Source organism: Paenibacillus sp. E222, from assembly GCF_013401555.1.
GTDB lineage: Bacteria > Bacillota > Bacilli > Paenibacillales > Paenibacillaceae > Paenibacillus.
Genome location: NZ_CP058552.1, coordinates 3,257,856 through 3,280,081, shown reverse-complemented (window position 1 = coordinate 3,280,081; position 22,226 = coordinate 3,257,856). Strand labels below are relative to the sequence as shown.

At 39.8% G+C, this 22,226-nt stretch carries 18 protein-coding genes and 4 pseudogenes; all 22 read right to left on the bottom strand.

Going from position 1 to position 22,226, the window contains the following annotated elements:
* Positions 1–143: 143 nt before the first annotated feature.
* Positions 144–5,813 (bottom strand): S8 family serine peptidase, encoded by a 5,670-nt coding sequence (locus tag HW560_RS34235; RefSeq protein WP_179263684.1) that lies wholly within the window; start codon positions 5,811–5,813, stop codon positions 144–146.
* Between the two features lie 767 nt (positions 5,814–6,580).
* Positions 6,581–7,183 (bottom strand): pentapeptide repeat-containing protein, encoded by a 603-nt coding sequence (locus HW560_RS14615; RefSeq protein WP_179263682.1) that lies wholly within the window; start codon positions 7,181–7,183, stop codon positions 6,581–6,583.
* Between the two features lie 12 nt (positions 7,184–7,195).
* Entirely contained in the window at positions 7,196–8,296 is a 1,101-nt protein-coding gene (locus tag HW560_RS14610) for a hypothetical protein (protein ID WP_179263680.1), read from the bottom strand.
* 658 nt (positions 8,297–8,954) lie between these two features.
* Positions 8,955–9,410, bottom strand: a complete 456-nt coding sequence (locus HW560_RS14605; protein WP_179263678.1) for a DUF6630 family protein — start codon at positions 9,408–9,410, stop codon at positions 8,955–8,957.
* Positions 9,411–9,427: 17 nt separating this feature from the next.
* Positions 9,428–10,383, bottom strand: a pseudogene (locus tag HW560_RS14600) (hypothetical protein).
* A gap of 559 nt (positions 10,384–10,942) precedes the next feature.
* On the bottom strand, positions 10,943–11,446 hold the full coding sequence (locus HW560_RS14595) for a hypothetical protein (protein ID WP_179263676.1): 504 nt from the start codon (positions 11,444–11,446) through the stop codon (positions 10,943–10,945).
* Positions 11,447–11,464: 18 nt separating this feature from the next.
* Positions 11,465–12,271 carry a hypothetical protein gene (locus HW560_RS14590; protein ID WP_179263674.1) on the bottom strand — a complete coding sequence of 269 codons (807 nt, stop codon included), beginning with the start codon at positions 12,269–12,271 and terminating at the stop codon, positions 11,465–11,467.
* Entirely contained in the window at positions 12,207–12,866 is a 660-nt protein-coding gene (locus HW560_RS14585) for a hypothetical protein (RefSeq protein WP_179263672.1), read from the bottom strand. Before HW560_RS14585 ends, HW560_RS14590 begins: the two co-directional genes overlap by 65 nt.
* The gene (locus HW560_RS14580) at positions 12,848–13,276 is read right to left on the bottom strand and encodes a hypothetical protein (RefSeq protein ID WP_179263670.1); all 429 of its coding nucleotides are present in this window, start codon (positions 13,274–13,276) and stop codon (positions 12,848–12,850) included. The genes HW560_RS14585 and HW560_RS14580 overlap by 19 nt, the downstream gene beginning before the upstream one ends.
* Positions 13,277–13,466: 190 nt before the next feature.
* Positions 13,467–13,933 (bottom strand): annotated as a pseudogene (locus HW560_RS14575) (DUF2004 domain-containing protein).
* 75 nt (positions 13,934–14,008) lie between these two features.
* Positions 14,009–14,296, bottom strand: a pseudogene (locus HW560_RS14570) (HNH endonuclease); the annotation flags it as partial.
* Positions 14,297–14,388: 92 nt separating this feature from the next.
* On the bottom strand, positions 14,389–14,829 hold the full coding sequence (locus tag HW560_RS14565; RefSeq protein ID WP_179263665.1) for an SMI1/KNR4 family protein: 441 nt from the start codon (positions 14,827–14,829) through the stop codon (positions 14,389–14,391).
* Positions 14,790–15,092 carry an HNH endonuclease gene (locus HW560_RS14560; protein WP_257032015.1) on the bottom strand — a complete coding sequence of 101 codons (303 nt, stop codon included), beginning with the start codon at positions 15,090–15,092 and terminating at the stop codon, positions 14,790–14,792. Before HW560_RS14560 ends, HW560_RS14565 begins: the two co-directional genes overlap by 40 nt.
* A gap of 1,009 nt (positions 15,093–16,101) precedes the next feature.
* Positions 16,102–16,530 carry an SMI1/KNR4 family protein gene (locus HW560_RS14555; protein WP_179263663.1) on the bottom strand — a complete coding sequence of 143 codons (429 nt, stop codon included), beginning with the start codon at positions 16,528–16,530 and terminating at the stop codon, positions 16,102–16,104.
* Between the two features lie 2 nt (positions 16,531–16,532).
* Positions 16,533–16,937, bottom strand: coding sequence for an HNH endonuclease (locus tag HW560_RS14550; protein ID WP_257031920.1), 405 nt, complete (start codon positions 16,935–16,937; stop codon positions 16,533–16,535).
* A gap of 41 nt (positions 16,938–16,978) precedes the next feature.
* Positions 16,979–17,428 (bottom strand): hypothetical protein, encoded by a 450-nt coding sequence (locus tag HW560_RS14545; protein WP_179263659.1) that lies wholly within the window; start codon positions 17,426–17,428, stop codon positions 16,979–16,981.
* Between the two features lie 375 nt (positions 17,429–17,803).
* Positions 17,804–18,109: a helix-turn-helix domain-containing protein gene (locus HW560_RS14540; RefSeq protein ID WP_179263657.1), complete on the bottom strand. Its 306-nt coding sequence runs from the start codon at positions 18,107–18,109 to the stop codon at positions 17,804–17,806.
* A 533-nt stretch (positions 18,110–18,642) separates the two neighbouring features.
* The gene (locus HW560_RS14535; protein WP_179263655.1) at positions 18,643–19,080 is read right to left on the bottom strand and encodes an SMI1/KNR4 family protein; all 438 of its coding nucleotides are present in this window, start codon (positions 19,078–19,080) and stop codon (positions 18,643–18,645) included.
* Positions 19,081–19,082: 2 nt separating this feature from the next.
* Positions 19,083–19,355 carry an HNH endonuclease gene (locus HW560_RS14530; RefSeq protein WP_257031919.1) on the bottom strand — a complete coding sequence of 91 codons (273 nt, stop codon included), beginning with the start codon at positions 19,353–19,355 and terminating at the stop codon, positions 19,083–19,085.
* A gap of 339 nt (positions 19,356–19,694) precedes the next feature.
* A pseudogene (locus HW560_RS14525) lies at positions 19,695–20,466 on the bottom strand (recombinase family protein).
* A 36-nt stretch (positions 20,467–20,502) separates the two neighbouring features.
* On the bottom strand, positions 20,503–21,276 hold the full coding sequence (locus tag HW560_RS14520; protein WP_179263653.1) for a replication initiation factor family protein: 774 nt from the start codon (positions 21,274–21,276) through the stop codon (positions 20,503–20,505).
* Positions 21,277–21,837: 561 nt separating this feature from the next.
* A complete protein-coding gene (locus HW560_RS14515) occupies positions 21,838–22,218 on the bottom strand; it encodes a hypothetical protein (RefSeq protein ID WP_179263651.1) in 381 nt (126 codons plus the stop codon).
* Positions 22,219–22,226: the final 8 nt, after the last annotated feature.

Sequence of the window (22,226 nt, the reverse complement as noted above, 5' to 3'; positions counted from 1 at the left end):
AGGGATCGAATATGGACTCTACCAGTTATATATTGGAGTCTGGCGTACTTGGGAAGAGAATTTCAGGATAGAAAGACAAGGTCCAATGATAACAAAATAAGAGGCTCCCCCAAAGCTGGAGGAACCCCTTATACTTGTATATCTTATTTGAGCAACGACAATAAATTGTGAACCGTTTGGGCCGTTTCGGCACGAGTAGCACTATTTTTGGGTTTAAATCCCCCTCCAGTTGAACCTTTCATTACACCGAGCTCGGAAGCTTTAACGACAGCTTCTTTTGCCCAAGATGCAATGTTTGCTTCATCCGTATAACCGGCTTTAGCCAACTTGGTATGGTTTGATTGGGTTTGGTATTCGTATGCTCTCATCATGAGCACTGCCATCTCTTCACGAGAAATGGTTTGGGTCGGAGCAAACTTATCATTCGCTATTCCCTGTACCAAACCTGCTTGATATGCAGCAGCCACGCTATCTGCGTACCAGGCATCCTTACTCACATCACCGAATGGCAATTCGTTATCTTTCGCCTCTAAGCCCAGGGTTCTTACGATTAATGCTGAGAATTCGGCACGAGTCGTTTGACCTTGTGGATCAAACGCAGTCTCTGTTTTACCCGTCAGCACATGTTTCGCCGAAAGAGACTTGATTGCTTCACTTGCCCAATGCGTTGAAGCCACGTCCACGAACGATTTATCGTAAACCCATGGTGCATACGTGCCCATATGAGACACGTTGGAAGTGACGGTACCTTGCTGGGTATTTACAACCCCACCGGCATAGTCCCAATTATTATTAGTTGAGTTTTCATTGTACATTCCAATGAGATTACCATTAAGATCACTATTGTAAAAGAGTGTCAGCGTAATATCTTCCGGGAGTGTGGACAAGGATAACTTCTCACTCGAAACCTGAAGGTACAGTTCGAATTCGTAAGCCGTACCTGCAAGTGTCCACGTAAGACCTTGTTTCGTTTCTGGTGCTTGTACATCTTGTTTCTTCACATCCAAAATGATCTTGCCACCAGCAGCACCAGGACCTCCTTTTGTTTGCAGTTCTTTCAATACGCTAGATGGAATGGTGAGTGATAGTACACCTTGCTGAGATAGTGTGAGTGTATTCGTACCTAACAAATCCCCCGCATTGACAGGCAGCTCAATCTTCTTACCCACTGTAATATCCACTTTTGCGGTCCCGTTTGTCACAGCATTCAAATCTTTTTTCGTTATGACCTGATTTTGATTAGTTTCTGGTTGTGGCGTTGGCACAGGTGCAGGAACAGGTGTAGGGGATTGGGATGTCGAAGATCCACCGCCATTTCCCGAACCGCCACCGTTATTACCAGAACCACCACTGTTCATTTCTTGAATTTTATTGAGGAAGTAACCCAGGTCTTTGTCACCAATTTGCAAAACAGGCTCCTTGGTAGAATAGTTAGCGGTCATTCCAAAGTTATTCGTAATATAATTGACTTCCGTGTCTCCTACATAACCATCCTGGTCGATATCAGCGATTTCATCCGAAGTATGATAATGTTTCGTTACAAGCTCCATGTCATAGATATCGATGGCTCCATCCCCATTAATATCTCCTGCATACGTAAAGTCAGACGAATTCAGTTGATTGATGCCATAATATTCGCCATTAATCGTCTTGCTCAGAACCACTGCGAGCCTGGAAGGTAAATGACCGCGAACACGTGTGTAGATGGTCGTCGTTTCACCTGTTGCCGGAATGCCATCGATGAGGAACTCACCCTGTCGTTGTATAGTCCCCTCATATCTCTCCCCGGAAGCCGTTTCTGCATAAACTTCAATGCCCATCTTCGAGTAGTCGTTTGCAAAATCCAAATACTCTCCATTGACCATAAAAGCTTCGGGACGTACATAACCATATGTCCTTGAAGATTTGGAGATCACTTCATAGCTGTCTGTGTTAAACGCGGTTAATGTCAACTTCTCTTCGTTCTCTTTCATGCCAACCGTCGTGTATTTCACTTCAAGCAATGGTACGTCACTTTTCTTAAAATAGAATTCATCCTTGGGTACATCAAAGACAACCTGGAACAAATCAAGATCCCCTGTGATTCCTTCAAAGGACCCACCTGAGATGGATGCCTCAAAGCTGAGTTCTCTTTGGTCCACTACAGGATCACTGAATTTCACCTCAGCACCTGTCTCATCCAGTAATGCCTGCAGCTCAGACGTTGGCTCAATCCGGTTAAATTGTTTATAGTCATACATCGATTCCAGGGTAAACGAAATACCGTTTAACTTCTCCACATTGTTCAATTGAATAGTCTGGGTAATCGTATCTCCTTTACGCACTTCGTCTTTGTCATATGTGCTGGTCACATAAGGTTTGCCTTCGGAAATAAAGCCATAGCGGTGATCCTTGACGGGATTGGCCGCTGTACCCACATCCATTCCAAAGAGTCGAAGTTCGTAACCATTGTCATATTCTTCTTTGGTAATACCAAATGATATGTTTCCTTCTTTGGAAACAGGCAAATCACCGGAATAGAAGGGACTGCCATTCTCGTAGAAAATGACACGGTTGGAAGATTGATCATAATCCGTGATCCCATTATCAACAAAGGTTTGGACTGTTGAATCGATAGCTGTGCCATCATACCAGACGCCCTGTCCACCTTCCCTTTCCGTCAGCATACTATCATTGAGTTCGTATACACCAGGCTCTATACCCAAATCAATCTCGGGGGCTGTATTGTCCACAACTACCAATCTTTCGTATGAATACTGCTTGGAGTCCGAATCGGTCCCGATGAATTCAAGTGTGTAGCTGCCTTCAGGGACAAATCGTGCAACGTTGGAGATCTCCCCGTTTTCAATCGGAAATGCATAACCTCTAAACACATTCAGGATCAGATATTCCACTCCCGGTAGCAGGGACTGCGAATTCAAGGTACCTACAAACCCGATTTCCTCGCCAGTTTCGCGATCCTTCAGCAATACATCTACAGAATCAATGGGACTGCCCAAAAGAATGGCACTCAGTGTCATCCGGTTCAGAAACTGATGGAATGGGGTATCGTTTGTAACGGATGGCGGAATCATCTCCACCGAAGTAATGCCCTTTTCGCTAATGCGGATGGAGAATGGGATCTGAATATGATCCGCCGCATTTTCCGTATCCAGATATACATATCCTTCATAACGGCCGCTCGGCGTGTCCTGTGGTATATCCACTGAAACAGTCATCTCTTCCGTACTTCCGCCACTTACAGTAATGGATTCTGGAAGATGAACATTTAAGTTCATATCGTTTAACAGCTTCATGGAAGTGTTATACGTCTTGGCAAGGTCCCCTTTATTCTCTACCTTAACTGTCCGGCTGTCAGATACGATTCCCTGGCCGTCTTCTTCCAAATATGCACTATCAAATACGATGGAACCTGTAATTTCATCAATCAGGATGGATTCGTCATTGGAGAAGTGAATCGTTTTATCCTGAACTTTGGCAAATATGGATGTGTGGACTGCCCGGTAAGGATCTACTCGGCCTGCCCCTACTTCATACACGGAATAATTCCCGTTCAGATCGACAGCTGTATTCATTAGAGCAGTCTTTACATCAAAAGGTGTATATTCTTCATGTGCCTGGAGCAAAAGTGCAGCAATACCCGCCATATGCGGGGTTGCCATGGAAGTACCCGAAATTCTTGCATAGGCAATGTTATAATTCTCACCCGTATGATCATTCACAAATACAGGATAGGTCGAAAAAACAGCTACGCCCGGAGCTACAATATCGGGTTTAATATCATCATTCACGGAAGCTGGACCTCGGGAACTGAAATCGGCCAGTTTATTTCCTTCCGTAACGGTTTGGCCTGCTGCGCCAAAGGTTACCGTCACGCCGTTCAACTCTTTTAGTTTTTCTCCAAGCTCTCTCATCATTTGGAACGTAGGAATATACCCGTTCATTTCACCCAAATAATTTGGGATTGTTCCTTCAACATTATTATAAATAATTGCTGCTGCCGCCCCTGCTTTTCTTGCGTTGACGATCTTGGCATCGAGTGCAATTTCCCCCCGAGAGATAAGGGCCACTTTGCCTTGTACATCAATACCTTCAAAATCAAAAGCATTACCAAGCCCTGCATAAACAAGTTCGTAGGTTTTGCCTTCAAGGGTGGTCAGATTATCAGTAAAGTCTTTACCAAACAGAGGTAACTCCTCAGTATAAGTTGCAGCAGGTGCTTCTTTCGTTGGCGCTTCTTCTCCTACTGCTGGTACTTCTTCTTCTAATGCAGGTGTATCTTCTGCTGGTGGAGCTTCTTCATCTGCTAAAGAAGGTTCTTCTGCTGTTGGTCGAGCTTCTTCATCCACTACAGGAGTTTCTTCTTCCTCTGCGGATGCCTCATCTTCTACTACAGGTGTTTCTTCTTGCTCCTCTACAGATGTTTCCTCACCCTCAGAAGATGCTTCTTCTTCCATTACAGGTGTTTCCTCTGTCTCTCCCGCACCTGAATTGCTATACACATCCAAAGTCACAGTAGCCGTAGGAATAGTTAACGGAACATCGGAAGCACCAATCGTAATGGCCAGTGCGCTCGCTCCTGGTGTACCTAACGTACCTTCATTGGGTCCATCATTACCTGCGGCAACCATACTCACCACGCCTTGCAGCATCGCATTATTCAGTGCAATCGAAGAAGGATCCAGCGGATCATTCGTAGCAGCCCCTAACGATAGATTGATAACATCAAGTTCATCTTCAATGGCTTTGTCTATTCCGGCAATAATGCCACTCATGTCACCACTTCCACCAGGGCCAAGTACACGATACACATATAAGTCTACATCTGGAGCAACACCTTTTACAGCATACCCCACGTCATTTTTGGCTTGGCCAGCGATGGTTCCCGATACGTGTGTTCCATGGGAAGTATAATAAGCTTCTGCTAATACACCTTGCTCCTTATAGCCCGAATTTTCCCAATCTTCATAGGTCGTCTCCATCGGGTCAGCATCATTATCGATAAAGTCCCAACCTTTAACTGTAGCCGGATCCACTTGTTTTGGATCTTCACCCGCATGAGCACGATACCCTTTATACGCTCCGGTTAGATCCGGATGATTATAATCAATTCCGGTGTCCAGTACACCGACCTTGATTCCTTTCCCTGTAATGCCCTCTTCATGAAGTTTGTCGATGCCAAGATAAGGTACACTATCAGCCATTCGAGGTTGCATTCCACCTCCCGTGGCAAATTGACTTTGTGTGTCTGTCTCTGGTAGATCAAGAGCCACTTCCTGATCAGCCCACACTTTTTTTACTACACCAGATTTCATCAAATCCTCTACGGCTATGCCAGGGATGGTTAGAGCAACACCATTTAGTGCGGTTTCATACTCCTGAGTGATTTGGATCGAAGCAGCATCATAAGATAGATCTCTCTTTTGTTGCAAAGACTTCATGTATTGCTTGAATTGCTGATGATTTTGTTTCACTTTACTTGTCGCCGTAAGCTCGGACATCTTCTCATTGTTCAAAGCAGCCCGTTTCAAGGCGACCGCAGCGGGTTCACTTTTGAATTGGACAATCACATTTACCAAATCTGAACTTTTAGTATTCACCTTGGCGTCAATAACTTCTCCATCCATCACTTGAAGCTGGTTTAGAGCTTGTCTTTCCTCCTTCGTTAGAGATTGCAGAATGGACTTAGCGCTTTCACTCGGCTGGAGAGCGCCATAGGCAGGCGCTGCATAAGCAGGCATGGAAAACATAGAAGACAACAAGACTCCTGTTGCTATAAAACCGGATAACAATCGGGCTGATTTACGTTTCATTTCATACCTCCTGCGGTTTCCTATTAGATTAGGATTATCGTATTCCGCAGCGTATGGAATGTAAATTGGGGTAATTGAGTATGTTAATAGATTGAAATGTTCTGATAATCTTCGAAAAAATTTACATATAAATAGACCGAATTATCTAATTTACATACTTTATTTTACAAATCCAGGATTCCGCTCTTTTATTTAAAGAAAACTTTGCGAAACAAGTATCTTTAGACCTAAAATCACTTTCGAAAATGGATAGTTTTTTCAGAAGGAAATTACTTTTTATGCTAATTTCTTATTACATTCAATACAAAACTTCTGAAAAAAAGCGCAAAAAAGCTCACATCATTCTTCTAAACAGAACGAGATATGTGAGCTTTTATGACCTTCCGAAAATTATTCTTATAATATCCCTTTCCCCTAAGTTACTCAGTTCTTCTTTCGTAATACGTTTAAGGGTGAGGTTAACTAATTCTTTACTTGTTATACTGTCATAACTAGATAGTATATTACCTTTGCATCTTACCTTAATGGCATTATTCAACCGCATTAATGATCAGTAAGAAAGCGAAGAAAACAAAACAGGTCAATCATGGTGGTATCTGACCATAATTAACCTGTTTGATGTAACGGAAAAGTGATATTTAGGTTATAAAATTAAAACATATGAAGTGCATACAAACATATTTAGTAAAACTTTAGATGGGGCTCATAAGTGGTAAGTCAGATTGAGCATTGCTACCCATTCCACTCGGCACTGGCAACCAATCCTCTTAGCCACCTACTTCACATTTTTCTAACATCCATTTCTTTGCTTCATCTGATTTCAACAAAAATGGTTTATCCAACGTACCAATATTAATACTTTTAATATGAGCTTCTTCTATACCTTTAATATTTTTCAAAGTCACTCCGCTTAATAAAGTTTCTTCAAACGTCGCTACACTTATATCTATATTTTCCAGTATTGCCCAACTAAAATCTGTTAAGTAAAACGATACATTATTCAAATTACAATCTACTAAATATGCATTTCTAAATATTGCTTCCCAACAATCACCTTTACTAAATCTACTGTTTTTAACGACGCAACCGGAAAAATTTGTATATCTTAGATCTGATTTATAAAAATCACATTTATCTAAATATGCATTTTTAAATGATGACGAGGCTAATAATGATGTGTGAAAATCGATATTTTCCAGTTTGAGATCATCAAAAGTACACTCTATTAAATATGCTTGTTCAAGCAATATATGGGATAAATCAAAACTTCTTAAGTCCACTTCATCTAACTTTAACATTTCCCCTTCTTTACCAATTGTCTCAACCCATTTTTTATGCAAATCAAACTTCCTATTAAGATTTCCTTCCATTTTCCCACCCCTTCAAGGATACCATATTATTTTATCTGTTACTCCTTCTTCATCAATTGCTTTCTTGAGTTGTTCAACATGCTTAGGCTCCATTTTTCTCGTGTCAATAATTACATTGTTCCCATTATCAAATTCTTTTTGCAGCTTTTTCATACCTTGTTTGATAGTAAAGGCACCCTTTTTGGGATTTGTTATAGGAACTCCATTGTCACCACTTGGGTATGATTCAAAGCTTTTCACGTCCCACTTTAAACCTGAAGAAGTATCATTAAACTCTGCTCCATTTTCTGCTTGAGGATCACGTATTAGCTTTCCTAATTGACCTCTTTCTTCTACTGCTAATCCAACTTCCCTTTCCCTTATATTTTTAGGTTCTATTTTCCCATTACTTGCTGGATCTCGAGCTAAGTCTTCCAACTCCTTCTGAGTTCTACCGCCCGTATAATTTCCATCCTTATCATAAAGGTTAGGTTTGTTACCTTTACCCGTCCCCTCAGTGCCTTCCGAATCATCCTTCGGTTTGGTTGTTTTGGGATTCTCCTGCGGTTTCGTATCGGCTTGCGGTTTACCTTCGTCCTTTTTCTTCGTTGGCGGCTTCCACGTATTCACATCATTCGGTGTTTCTTTTTTTTCTGGATTCGTCTTTGGTGTCGTGCTTGATTTCGACGTTGTCGTTGAATTTCCTTCATTCTTTTTCGAAGAAGGTGAACTACCCGAACTTGTTTTCGACTTCGGCGGGTTCTCTACAGGTTTAGAGGTTGATCCTCCCCCACTGTTTGCTGTCTTTCCATTCCCCGAAGCCGTCTCACCTGTTTTGTTCGTCTTATTATTGCTCCAATGACTTCCTCCACCCGACACGATTCGCATCTTCTGACTTTCTTCCCAATACTTTTTCACAAAGCTCTTCACTTTGGGCACTATGGGCGAAGACGGGCTCGTGCTCACTTTGGGCGGCGTTGTTCTACTTGCCTGCGGGATAGACCGGACCGGGCCTACAAGGCCACCTGCCGAACCTCTCTTGTTCTTAAAATTAACTTGAGTATCCAGGCCTTTTAGCGTCGCATCATATTGATTGTATTCACCCCATAGTTCAGCAAAGGCTTGTTCGCTCATGGGAGCCTTGAGCCTCCAGGACAGATACTTCATTTCATCTAGGCTTAGCTTGAGCCTTCCAATAGTCATAACTGCACTGAAGGCTTGAAGGAGCCCAGCTTAGAAGCGCCCCGATGAGCCCTGTGGCGGCAATGGTGGCTCCGACCAGTCCACCTGGTATCATAACTGTAACGGCACAGTTGTGAATGATTTCAAAAAAACTGTAAGAAAACAAACATTATAATAAAACAGGTTAATCATGGTGGTATCTGTCCATAATCAACCTGTTTGATGCAACGGTATAGCTTTATTTAGGGTATAAAATTAAAACAGTTGATGTGGTACAACCGAAATGGAGAAATCCTAAATCTTAATACGGGTATTACATGGGTCGTATGTGTTATTAGTTGAATGATGGGTTCATTCAGCACTGGTTAGCTCCCAAACTTCAATCCATATAATCTATAACATTTAATATTGTATCTCTCAATGCAATATAGTTCGCAAATCTTTTAGCCATTTTTTCATATTTTACCTCGCTGAAAAAAATCATAAAGACTCTTATGTATCATATGGATGAACAAAGTTTCGAACCTCAAGACACAAGATCCCCTCATAAAAACCTAAAAACAAATGAGCTCCAGTTATATAACTGGAGCCTGTCTTACTTATATTTTAATTAAATGTATAACTGGATGTGACGCTCTCTTTCAGGAATATCTTCATCTTCTAATAAATCCACCTGGGTTAGCGCACCCACATGCTTAAGTTCAGCAATAAACAATACATAGAAGTCTCCTGCCGTCGGATAAGAAAATAAACCATATCCTTTTGGAGATATCAGCTTATTCACCTCCCTAATTTTCTCAGGGAGATATTTGTAGTCAAACTCTCCCAACACCTCTAACTGATCTGCAGTTCCCAATTCGATGTCATAGGCGTACTCATAGTCTAAAACATAATTAACGATTTCCTGATCCACTTCTCCCTTGTAGTCCAGAAATAAAAACCGTTTGGTCGCTAAGCCATGATTCAGCATACTATAATACACCAGTGATTCATCCGGATTGTTCAAAATCATATCGATATCCTCTGCATCATCGAAAATTAAGGGCACCAAATCTTTATCTGCCATGCAGTCTTCCTCCTCTCCTACCCAAACAGAACTCCATGGTGGTTCGGGATATACTCGGGATAGTTTTTGCGATAAAAGTCATCAATCATTCGTAGAACGGGATCCCACTCTGGATACGGTTCAGGATCATGAATGTTCATTTTAGCCTCCGGTGAGTTCATCAGGAAATCATCAAAATGACTTGGATTGGGCAGACCTTGTTTTTTTCTCACATGAAGCAAATACAAAATTTCATAAGGATAAAAAGCGTAATCATAATTTCCAAACTCAAGCGATTTTCCTAACTCTGAAGCGAGCATGGAATGATGTTCAGACATTCTTCCAATCAAACGCGTAATTTCATTCAGATTAGGCGTATGCCATTGTTCCAATACTTCTCTATATATTCCAAGTTCTTCTGGAATCAAATCACACGGCTGCCCCTTATCTGCTAATGCGGACTTCACAGTCAAGTGAACATTTTTATTAGTTCCTTCTATTGTTTGATTGGTGTGTTGTAGATACAACTCTACTAAAAACCAGATATGTTGATTCCAATCATTTGCTTCCATTAAATTATCTCCAAGATATTTGACTATAAAATCAAAAAATATCTTTTCCTCTTTTACCCATCCGTATAAATTGAAACTAATGCAATGATGCTATACTCCAAAGAATAATCAATCAATTTCATATTCGGATAACGATCTTTATAAATATGCCTACCCATGCACTGATAAAATTTTGTTTGTTGAATTTTTTTAGTGCACTCACATCTCGACCGTTTTTTATCAATACGTCATTTTTCCAGACATCTAACCAAAAGGAAGATATATTATCCATATCAATTAATAGGATATGATCACTCTCTGTATCATTAATATCGACGATTTCAACTTTTTTTACCTTCTTCGTATTCATTTACAGCATTACTATCAACAAAATTTTTGACATACCTTTTGTAGGCCAATTGCAATTTTTTTGAATTAACCATTGTTTTCTCCTTCAATTTTATTTGATTTCCTTACTCCAATCTTTTACTTCTCTACGAATTTCTCATCGCTGATCGGATTGTAAATTAACTGTGTCAGATATTCCATCTGTTCCAATGTCAGGTTCTGACCCAACCAGTAGTTATAGTCTCCAAGCTCATCAGCGGTGAGGTCTAATCATCTGATATCTTTCGCAATGCCATTAAAAATGGGCCGAAAAACATCTCATATTCGATATCATTCTGTTTTACCTTCTAGCGCTTCATTCAACTGCCGGCATGTTTGTTGATCAACTCAATTATCCCAAATTAGCTCGGAGCCTGATTATATGTCGCACTAAATTCCATACCCCTGTAAAGAATCATATTCTCTCTATACCTGAGTAACTCGTATTCTATTAAAAGAAGACTCATCCCCCTTTTGTTGATTAAGTTGGATGAGTCTTGAAAGTTTAGACGTTTTTTTATCAAGTATTTACGTGTATGATTATTAATTGTTATTATAAGGTCTTACTTTAAAGATGTATTATACTCTTAAAATAAGTTCAACAAAAACTCTTCTCTATATCTTATCAGTATCTTTAACAATACTTATATCACATTCTTTTTCTATAATTACAAACGCATTATTTATTTTTTGTAAAGTTATATCCTTAAATTGAACATTTAATTTTTCTTTTAATTTTTGTAGAACAGGTAACTCATTAACATATAAATATAAATCTTGAATAATTAAATGTTTTGCATCAATGTGCATTACAACTTTAGTCAAATCATCATCTTTCCGTTCAATTTTTTGTAATTTCCATATTATTCTTTCTTCTTGCTCCCCCTCTTCAATTTCAACAAAACCAAATAAAACTGCTAACTTTTTGTAATTTGGATTTCCTTCTCTAAATATCTCCACTAATTCTATAATCATCTCATCTAAAGGGCTCTCATAAATTTTTTTTCTAAGCAACTCTGGGGTGTTATCATCAAACCAGGAACCTATACTATCAAATTCGTCTCTTGATTCTAACACTCCTATAATACTTGGCTTGGTGTAAAGATAACTCTTATTCATGTCTGTCACCCTTCCTTATTAATAGCGATTATAAATTCCGCCTATTCGTTCTGCTATTCTTTGAAAATATATATCCATTGCCTTATCTATCATTCCTGCTTTGTATAGATTGTTGAATGTGGGGTCCGCTTTCAACTCGGTCTGTACGAATTGATAAACAAATTCCATATGTTTTCCGTCAACTTTCCACCCCTCAGTTCCTCTCTTCATAATATAGATCTTCCCATTCGGAGTTACTGCCCTCATTTCTGCCATATTGAAATCCACAGCAGTTTCCATATCTTGTATACTAAATGACCCATTTTTGGGATGATTATGAGTAAATATTGCAACCTTACCTAAATGCCTATAAGGGTTAAGATTTATAGCACTTTCAGTACCAATAATTATATCTCCTAGTAAATTTCCGTGTTTATCAAAAAATTGACCATGTTCTAACGGTAAATTTTTAATATTGTTCTCTGTTTCAGTAACATTTTTTAGTATATTAGCCGTTCCCGTCCCCGCAGTGCCTTCCGTATTTTCCTTCGGTTTGTTTGTATCCTGTTCTCCCTCTGGTTTTGGTGGCTTGGGTGGTTTAGTGTCCGCTTCAGGATTACCCTCAACCTTATTTGGCAGAGATTTCTTCCATGAATTCACTTCATTTGGAGTCGCATTTTTTTCCGGATTCGTCTTAGTTTCGGTACTTCCTGGTTTCTGTTTTGGTGGCTTCTGATCACTACCCGTTTGGTTAGGTTTAGTTTCAGGTTCACCTTCTATTTTACCACCAGAACTTGCTTGTCCCGTTTTTTTTCGACTTATCCCCGCTCCAATCGCTTCCTCCACCAGAAACAATCCTCATTTTCTGGCCGTCTGTCCATTTCTTCTTCGCAAATGTCGCTGCTTTTTTAAATCCGTTACCAACAACTTGCATGACCTTTCCTTCAATGTCTGGCGTTCTTACCCTTAGATTACCGCCAATCATCGTTCCGTTCTCTATTAAATCGCGATGCATCTCATGATCGTAGATCATCTCTACGAATTTCTCATCGCTAATCGGATTGTAAATCAATTGAGTTACATATTCCATTTGTTCCAATGTCAGGTCCTGACGCAACCAAAAATTATAATCTTTTACCTCCTCGACGGTAATATTATGATATATGCCCGCCCTGTCTAATGCCCATGAAATTTCTTGGTAGTAAGGGGAAAAGAAGGTTTGATGTTGAACATCGTCTTTCTCCACACTCTCGAAAAATTCCAGCGACTTCTGCAGGTCACATTGGACTTTTTCACGCGCCCACTTCTCACGGAAGTAACTCGGAATCTGCTCATAAGCAAGACTAATCTCCTTGTTCTGTTGTTCCAACTTCTTAAAGAAATCGGTCACCGAAGTCGATGTAGTCAGCTCTTTGGCGGCCGTCAGCATTTTACCAAGCATCGCCCATTTCGCTTCGTTCTCCTGCTTTGCATTTCAGCAAAACCATTCATGAGTCGTTCCAGCAAATTCAGCCCTGAAGGCTTGAAAGAGCCTATCTTCGGCACGCTCGCGATGAGACCCGTGGCAACGGCAGCAATGCCTACGCCGATGGCTGTCTGGGCAGCAATACCCCCTAGCGCCCCCAGGATCGGAATCATAGCAGTGATGGCCAATGCAGCTCCAGCCAACGATCCATCTTTCGGGTTCGTCGTTGATGCCTGCGTCACTCCAGCAGCTTCTGCGGCTGCTGCGGCCTGAGCCGCTTCGTACTCCTCAATCGGCATCAGCGGTGGCTCTGGCTCTGGTGGCAGATCCGCCACATGAACAGGCGCTTTGTTGCTGCCCTCCTGTTGCAGCAGGCCAGCTCGCACATTGGCCTCCTCGTCCAGAATGAAGCTGCCACCTCCACCAAGCAGCCATTAGTTATTTCGACACGCAAAAAGCTCTCTCCAACTCATAATTCAAATGGGAAAGAGCTTTTGAATATTAATCAAATGTTTGAATCATTTAATATTGGGTTCGTTGGATATGGTTGTGCTATACGATTTAATTAGCCTGGTATCAAATTGCAACATCTTGGTATCCTACATCAGCTATTTCTTCATTTAATAAACGCACCCCTAAACCATTCTCTGAATCCCATGTACAACTAAAAAGAACTCCAATGTCACGTTCTTCATTAATGTCTCCATACGGAACAACAATCCCCTCTAAAGTAATCATCTTCATCAGTTGAGCTGTTGTTTCAACTAATGGATAATTCCCATTAAACGCAACATCATAACCCAATTCAATCCTTTTTTTCTGTAATAATCTAAAATAGGTTGTAATAAGTTATACTGCACTTGTTTCCAATCTTGTATTAATGATTGATATGCCGTATATTGTTTTTCATCAAATCTTCCATCTTCATCGCCATCAATCATCAATGTAATTTCAAGTTCTTCTCCGAATAATTGAAACATAGTCTTCCTAGTCCAACCATAGTTATATTCGAGCACTCCAAAAACAGGATCATTTTTTATCATTGTGTAATCTCCTCTTTATCGTTTATTAGAAAATCCCCCAGGTTCAAACGCTCCTGCATTTATTTCTCCCACACCTCAAAGATGCCCAAAAGTACTATTTATCTTTGTTGGTACTAGCTGCATTGTTTTAACATCATTTAATTCGTGCCATGTTAGTTTATTTTTATCTCGATAAATCTTTATATCTTTAGCAGCAATTTTGCCAGAATCCATACCAAATTGACGTGCTATTTCAGGAGAATTATTAAGTTGTTCAGCTAACCTTTGATCTGATTGAGCAAAATTAGCTCTTTTCGTTGCTCCTCCGTATGTGCCTTTTCCACCTAACATATACTCAATTTGCACTTCTTCTTTAGCTACTGGTCAAAGATCAGGGATCAGACAAATGAAAAAGCCAATTTCGACTTATAATTCAAGTTGAAATTAGCTTTTCTGCATCCGTCATTTTCTAAAGATTAAACTTCATATAAATTATCTAAAAAGCTATCAAAAGAATCAGATATAAGAAACATATTGCTCATCTTCTCAGTAGGTTCTATATCATGAAGGAAAATATATATTTTCCCCGCATACTCTTCGCTAGTTCCCAGACAAATTTGATTTCCTCCAGAATCATCACCTATAGATATAAATTCGTTTGGGATTTCGCCATATAATGAGTCAAACACACTTGATAACTCATCGTAGGATTCATTGATATCTAACCCATAAAGTGTGTTGAGAGCAGTCTCTCCTTCATCATCTGAAATTTTGAAAACATTTGGCTTTACATTACCACCGTTATACTCAAGCAAAAAATCGCGATATTGAACCGGAAGCAAGACAGCATATTTTGCTTCAAATTCCTCAATATTTTTTAATTTAATTTTTTTATTTGTGTTATAAACCGTTGCCATGGTAATTCTCCTTTATAATCATTTTTTCCGTTAACTGTAGACTGACCACCTATGTGTCTAAAGTCCCTATGGATATCCTTCTGAACAAGAACCATTGTCTTTCCATCTTCATGATGATGCCAAGTGTACCCAGTTGGAGGTTGATTTAGTTCAGTAACTGGTGAATCAGAATCCTTATTTAGTCCTGCTTCTAAGTTCGCCTTCTTGGAGTCCGCCTGAGGGTTTTTAGGAATAGTAATTTCTATTGTTACTGCTGGTTTAATAGTTAGATGGTAAAATGCTGAAAAGTCAGGACAGCCATTAGGATAACTAACCGATATTCCATTTTTGTTAGTATATGTCCATGTTCCATTCCCATCAATTGAAATATGTCCACCTTTATCCTACCATTTTTAGGGACAGGAAATTCATTGGCTTCGTTTCCATTAATTCTTATGTCAAATCCGACAGTTCTAACTTCTTACCTTTACCCGTCTCCTCAGTGCCTTCCGTTTTTTCCTTCGGATTGTTTGTATCCTATTCTACCTTTGGTTTTGGTGGCTTGGGTGGTTTTGTATCGCTTCAGAATTACCCTCCATATTTGGCAGATATTTATTCCATGAGTAGCATTTTTTTTGGATTCGTCTTCGATGTCATGCTTCTTTTCGGTGTTCTCGTTGCATTAGATTCATTCGTTTTCGAAAAAAGTGTTATCTCTTTTTCTTATATTTCCACCCCTATCAGGTGCAAGAGTGGCCTCATATTTGGGTTTAGGTGGTTTAACGAGAAAACAGCATAGTCTTTTGCCTTCTTATCTCCATTCAAACTACTATGTGCATAAAACTCTTTTTTGTCTATTCCTGTTGTGTTTACTACGTAATATGCAAAATCAAGCTCATCTACAGTTGTGATAAATTTGAAACGCAAGAAAACTAAGAAACAAAAAACAGGTCAATTACGGTATACCTGACCATAATCAACCTATTTAATGTAACTAAAAAGTAGCCTCCATAACATAAAATTAGAGAAATTCAACTTGCTTATAATCTGGAATGGAGAATAATTACCACAATGGCATATCGAGATCAACCAGCGATTTATGATCAAGCTATTGTATTTTCGCCATGCGAAAAAGCTCATTCCTACTAAAGGTCCTAGTGGGAAAGAGCTTTTGAAAGTTTATCAAGTGTTTGAATCATTTTGTATTTGGTTTGTTGGTTGTGTTGTACGATTTTGTTGTTGGGCTTGTAAATAAGTTCATACTAAGTGTCTTATTACAGCCAATGCTAGCCTTTAATATAAATTATCAAAAAAATCATTAAAACTGTTATTTAATAAGAACATATTATCCATTTCTTTATTTGACTCCATGTCATGCATCCAAAGGTATACTTTTCCAAAGTATTTCTCACTAGTTCCAATACAAATCTCGTTCCCCCCTGGATCACTAGCAATCGAAATAAACCCCTCAGGCAGCTCACCATCTAAAACCTCAAATACCTTAGACAGATTCCCCTTCATATCACCGATCCCATAAAATTTATTTACAACACTTTCACCCTCTTCATCAGAAATTTTAAATGTAGATACTTGAGGATACCCGCCATTAAATTTAAGCAAAAAATCAACATACTGCTCAGGAAGCTTAAGATCATACTTACCTTCAAATTCATTAATATCATTTATAGTTATTTTCTCGTTTCCTCGATCTATATTCGCCATAACTATTCTCCTTTTTTATTTTTTCCATTGACTGTAGACTGGCCACCGATATGTCTAAACTCCCTATGAATATCTTCATCGACAAGGATCATCGTCTTTCCATCTTCATGATGATGCCATGTATAACCCTCAGGAGGTTTATTACTTGCTGGCACAGGTGGATCAGAATCCTTATTAAGCTTTGCTTCTATATTTGCTTTTTTAAAGTCTTCTTGTGGATTTTTAGGCACAGTTACTTCAATTGTTACTGGTTTAACAGTAGGATGATAATACTCTGAAAAGTCGGGGTAGCCATCTGGATAACTCACAGACTGCCCTTTCTTATTAGTATATGTCCAAGTTCCATTCTTATCTATTGAGATGTAACCACCCTTATTATACCATTTTTGTGGAACAGGTGAATTCATCGGTTTAGGTTCCATTATTTCTTTACTAAAATCCGACAGTTCTAACTTCTTACCTTTCCCCGTTCCCTCAGTACCTTCCAGTTTATCCTTCGGTTTATTTGTATTCTCCTGCGATTCTCCGGTTCGGATGATTTAGGCGGTTTAGTATCGGCTTGCGGTTTACCTTCGTCCTTTTTCTTCGTTGGCGGCTTCCAGGTATTCACTTCATTAGGCGTTTCATTTTTTTCTGGTTTCGTCTTTGGTGTCGTGCTTGGTTTCGACGTTGTCGTTGAATTTCCTTCATTCTTTTTCGAAGAAGATGAACTACCCGAACTTGTTTTCGACTTCGGCGGGTTCTCTACAGGCTTAGAGGTTGATCCTCCCCCACTGTTTGCTGTCTTTCCATTCCCCGAAGCCGTCTCACCTGTTTTGCTCGTCTTATTATTGCTCCAATGACTTCCTCCACCAGATACGATTCGCATCTTCTGACTTTCTTCCCAATACTTTTTCACAAAGCTCTTCACTTTGGGCACTATGGGCGAAGACGGCCTCGTGCTCACTTTGGGCGGCGTTGTTCCACTTGCCTGCGGGATAGACCGGACCGGGCCTACAAGACCACCTGCCGAACCTCTCTTGTTCTTAAAATTAATTTGAGTATTCCGTTACATCAAACGGTTAATTATGGTCAGATACTACCGTAATTGACCTGTTTTTTGTTATCTTTGTTTTCTTGCGTTTTTTAAATTTACTCGGAACTGTAGAATAATCCGCCCCGATAGGAAGGATGGAATGGAAATAAATATCATTGTTTGGATAAATACCGCTGCAATTAAGAGTATCGGCTAAAACCAAGGGTTTACATGCCATCCCTAACTTAACTGAACCTTTCAGTGATTGTTATTATGAAGAAAAAACTCTGCCTTTGGTTGAACTATAGGGTGGATACGATCAACATGATGCGATGCTAAATTACAAAATATTGTTTCTGTAGAAGGAAAAGCTTCATCGTTTTCTCCTAAATGACTCATAATATCAAACAATACACCCCGATCATTCATGCTTAAGCCGTAGCATTTTCGAAGCATATGAGGATATGGAATGTAGTATTGATTTCGTTGGAATTGAACGTTAAAGTTATGCCATTCCATATCTACCGCCCATTCAATCAATCTTTCTTGAATACTCTCTGGCATTGGAACTACGTCCTCTCTGAAAGAATTTTCTTAGGTGACAGAAAACCCGATTTCCCGAAACGTCACTCCTTACTGTTCTATGTCAAACTGGTCGTCACCAGGTTTATTGACTTGCACAGTAACTATCACGGCAAATAGCCAGATTGTTGCATACAATTTACAGATAAGTCCTGACAATATGAATAGTCGATCTATCCATCCAAGAGGGTGCGATGGTTTAGACAATTATCTATCGGTGCGGCGTATGCTAAAGTTGCATAACATTTTGAAAATCCTATGAGAAAACGAACATAACAAAAAAAACAGATCAATTATGGTGGTATCTGACCATAATCGACCTGTTCAATGTAACGGAATAGCGTCATTTAGGTTATAAAATTAAAGCATTTTATGAGCGTACAACAGATATGAAGAATTCTTTATACGGGTATTTCATGAGTTATATGTGTTATCGGTTTAATGATGCGTTCATTCGACACTGGGGTAGCCCCACACAACAAAAATTAACTGTGTTACAACCCTTAATAATCCAACTATTCTTCTATCTCATCGTGTAGCTTTTCTAAAAACCCCCCAAAATCCTTAGCAAGGAAATACATATTGCCTAAATCTTCAGGGTCTTCATCATGAATCCAAAAATAAACATCTCCAAAATGCTTTTCAGTAAGACCTAAGCAAATCTGATTACCACCAGAATCATCTGCAATCGGAATAAATCCTGCGTCTAATATATCATCAAATATATCAACTTTTTTGTCTAAATTATCGTACATTTCACCAATACCATAGAAAATATTTACCATACCAATGCCTTGCTCTTTAGAGATAGTAAAGTAATAGGGTTTAGGATATCCCCCATTGTATTTCAATAAAAATTCTCGATATTGTTGGGGAAGTTGAACTCCGTTTATTCTTTCAAAGTCTTGAAGTCTAGATTCTGTTAAAACCTCATTACTTCCTTTAATTTCCAATTTTAATCTCCTCCTGTTCCATTTACATTGTACTGCCCGCCCATATGCTTAAATTCGTCGTGTACATCTTTTTCATCTAGTACCATTGTTTTTCCATCTTCCATATGGTGCCATGTGTACCCTTGTGGCGGCTTATTTTTTTCAGGTACAGATGGATTAGATGTTTTACTAAGCCCTGCCTCTTTATTTGCCGCCTCATAATCTTTCGGATAATTTTTAGGCTGTGCATACTCTATTTTTACTGGGCCTGCCAATATCGAAGGTGATATTCGCAAAATGGGGACCTACAAAAAGAATATTGTATTCCTCCGGGTTTTTCATCACTTTGTTGAAATAATCCAGCGAACTTTTCAGGTCCTGATCCGCCTCTAATTTTTATACAATTTACTAATTTTTCAATTTGTCTGTTACTACCTGTTCACACTTAGTCATTCGTTTCGTCCTCCTTTAATAGTGGGTAAGTAAAAAAAGCTCATTCCTACTCGTATTTCAAGTCGGAATAAGCCTTTGGAAGTTTATTTGGCATTGTTCCAATGTTTCGAGTTTCTTGTAATAGCTGTCTTCTTGTTCAACGTAGCCATTGTAGATTTCCATCTGCTCCATGCCGCCACCGCCTATATAATGGCTTGATGAAGCCCATTGGCTTCAATGCCACCATAGAAATAAGTACCTTCGTACAACGGTCGGCGATCAAGGATGCGTTTAATCTGTACCTTTGTAAACTTCTTGCCCTGTTGTGTCGTAAAGCCGTCATCCTTCATTTGATACGCTAATTGAGATAATGACCAGTCAGGAAATAACTCCTTGAGTTCAAACAATCGCTGTACAGCGGTAGCTTCATCGAGATTAATTTCGATTGCCTTCTGACCTTTCTTCGCTTTGTAGCCGAACGCCACCCGACCTCCTGCGTAGCCGCCTTGCTGTGCCTTCTTGTTGCGTCCTCGACTTAACTTCATCGAGATTTCAAGCCGTTGGTATGCGTCAAGCAGTTCCATCAATCCGTTAATCAAGAAGTCTGACGGGTCTTTCTTGTAGATAGAGTAGGTTGGCTGTTCGATGCTCTTGACATCAACGTCATGCTTTTTGAACTCTCTATGCACTAAAACCTTCACAATGTCAGACCGCCAGAGACGGCTTGTATTGAGTACGACTACCGCATCTATAGATTGAGTAGACAGAGCGGTTAACATGTCTTGAAAGCCGATTCTATCAACCTCAAGCGTATCCTCATCTACCTTCGCCCCACTGATACCCTCATCCGTGAACATGCAGTAAGTTCCATCCTTGCCCTTCACAATACGAACGGATTTCATCATATTGGTAAGATAAGCTGTAGCCGCCTTTGGCTTGTCCTTGCGTCGATACGACATAACCGATGACATTCATTCCGTTCGGGGTTAGGAAATCATATAATAGAGGTAATCAAGTCTGTTCGGAAGTTGGTGTCAAATTGCCCGTTGTCGTAAAACTCAAAGAGAGTTGCTTACGGTAGTAAGGAGTTGTGTCTTGCGGTAGAAGTTCTCCTTGCTGAATCTCCTTCACAAGCCGCCCCACCTTCGGACTAAACTTGGACAAGTCCGTCAAAACTGCACATAGATACTTGCTGTTAAACTGCGGCGGATACTGAACGAGTGTAGCAAGCGATATCTTCTCCTTCGAGGCATAAACAATTTCCATTCTCGTTCGTTCCCCTCTGATTTTCTCCCGCCCTGTCTCCAACAACTGACGTTTCTTGTCATACACCCGACAATAACCATCCTCCTGACGCTGATGCTTGCCGTTGTAATAGCGAGTGCCTTTGAACAGACGTAGCTTACGACCCTTCGTAGACATCGTGAACAGATCACTTATGCGAACAGGAATGTCAAAAGCTACATCACACCGTACAAACAAGACCTGATCGGCGTACTCTCGGATTTGTTCGAGCCAATGACGGAAGTAAACAAGCGACTTCGAATAGACTTCTATCCTGAGCGTGTTCTTACGAGTTTTCGGAGCAAATACCAACTTATAGGAGATATGTAGAAACTGTTCTCCAGTGTTGATTCTGATACGGTATTGAAATCCTCTTTCCCCCACCGTCATCCTGACCCCGCAATAGTGACAGATTCGTTTATGGAACTCATTGAAGAAGTCCCAGTACACGTCTGTAAAGTCAATAACTATACGGTCTATGGATACCGTTTCCCCATTCATGTTCCGCCCCCTCCCCGAATTTTTTCATGAATTTCGGGCTTAATTAGAGGGCAGGCGGCTAGCCTTATACGTTCCCTGCCTGTTATATGTTAACTGCTCGTCAGCAGAGTTCTTTCTTCGCTGTAACAATCGTTGAAAGGTACAATTAAGTTGCGGACGATATGAAAACAACTTCGTTTTAGCCGTCCTACTCTTAATAGTGGCGGTATCTATCCGAAAAGATGCGATTTACTGTTATTTCATCCTCCCTATCGGGGCGGCATATTCTACAGTTGCAAATAAATTTGAAAAAAAGGTAAGAAAACGAAGATAACAAAAAACAGATCAATTATGATGGTATCTAACCATAATCAACCTGTTCAACGTAACGGAATAGCGTTATTTAGGTTATAAAATTAAAGCATTTGATGTGCGTACAACCGAAATGAAGAAATCTTTATACGGGTATTACATGGGTTAGAAGTGTTATTGGTTGAATGATGGGTTCATTCGGCACTGGGTAGGGGTATAAAGAAAGGCCTTGAGGATTTGCCGCCCCCAAGGCCAAGTTAAACATCACCATTAATTATAAACTTTATATCCTTTAGCGATTACCCACCCATTAAGACCATACGAAGCTGAAATCACGTAATAGTTGTACTTTTCATTTTGTAAATGTTCAAGCAAATCCTCTGCTTTTTCATAATGCATTGGCCACCCGTAGTTCTTCTGTTTCTCCAACAGTTCCTTGTTATTTTTGAGAAATCGGCTTACTTCAAATGTGCTAATATCAAAAATAATACTTCCCTGTAGTTGTGTTTCAAACATATGAGCCAGGACATCACTAAACTCGATATTGGTGGTAACTGAATCTTCGTTACCATCTAATGTTTGAATTGTAATTCTAGATTTACGAAAATCAACTTCATAGGAAACAATTTCATTGTCATGAATATTTAGCATTTTCCCTC

Bases quoted from the DNA above. Each gene is read 5' to 3' on its own strand.
- HW560_RS14585 (WP_179263672.1), bottom strand. From the start codon at position 12,866: ATGCTTGGTAAAATGCTGACGGCCGCCAAAGAGCTGACTACATCGACT.
- HW560_RS14550 (WP_257031920.1), bottom strand. From the start codon at position 16,937: ATGAATTCACCTGTTCCACAAAAATGGTATAATAAGGGTGGTTACATC.
- HW560_RS14520 (WP_179263653.1), bottom strand. From the start codon at position 21,276: ATGAATGGGGAAACGGTATCCATAGACCGTATAGTTATTGACTTTACA.
- HW560_RS14515 (WP_179263651.1), bottom strand. From the start codon at position 22,218: ATGCTAAATATTCATGACAATGAAATTGTTTCCTATGAAGTTGATTTT.
- HW560_RS14595 (WP_179263676.1), bottom strand. From the start codon at position 11,446: ATGAATAAGAGTTATCTTTACACCAAGCCAAGTATTATAGGAGTGTTA.
- HW560_RS14615 (WP_179263682.1), bottom strand. From the start codon at position 7,183: ATGGAAGGAAATCTTAATAGGAAGTTTGATTTGCATAAAAAATGGGTT.
- HW560_RS14555 (WP_179263663.1), bottom strand. From the start codon at position 16,530: ATGGCGAATATAGATCGAGGAAACGAGAAAATAACTATAAATGATATT.
- HW560_RS14610 (WP_179263680.1), bottom strand. From the start codon at position 8,296: ATGAGCGAACAAGCCTTTGCTGAACTATGGGGTGAATACAATCAATAT.
- HW560_RS14540 (WP_179263657.1), bottom strand. From the start codon at position 18,109: ATGCCAGAGAGTATTCAAGAAAGATTGATTGAATGGGCGGTAGATATG.
- HW560_RS34235 (WP_179263684.1), bottom strand. From the start codon at position 5,813: ATGAAACGTAAATCAGCCCGATTGTTATCCGGTTTTATAGCAACAGGA.
- HW560_RS14605 (WP_179263678.1), bottom strand. From the start codon at position 9,410: ATGGCAGATAAAGATTTGGTGCCCTTAATTTTCGATGATGCAGAGGAT.
- HW560_RS14565 (WP_179263665.1), bottom strand. From the start codon at position 14,829: ATGGCAACGGTTTATAACACAAATAAAAAAATTAAATTAAAAAATATT.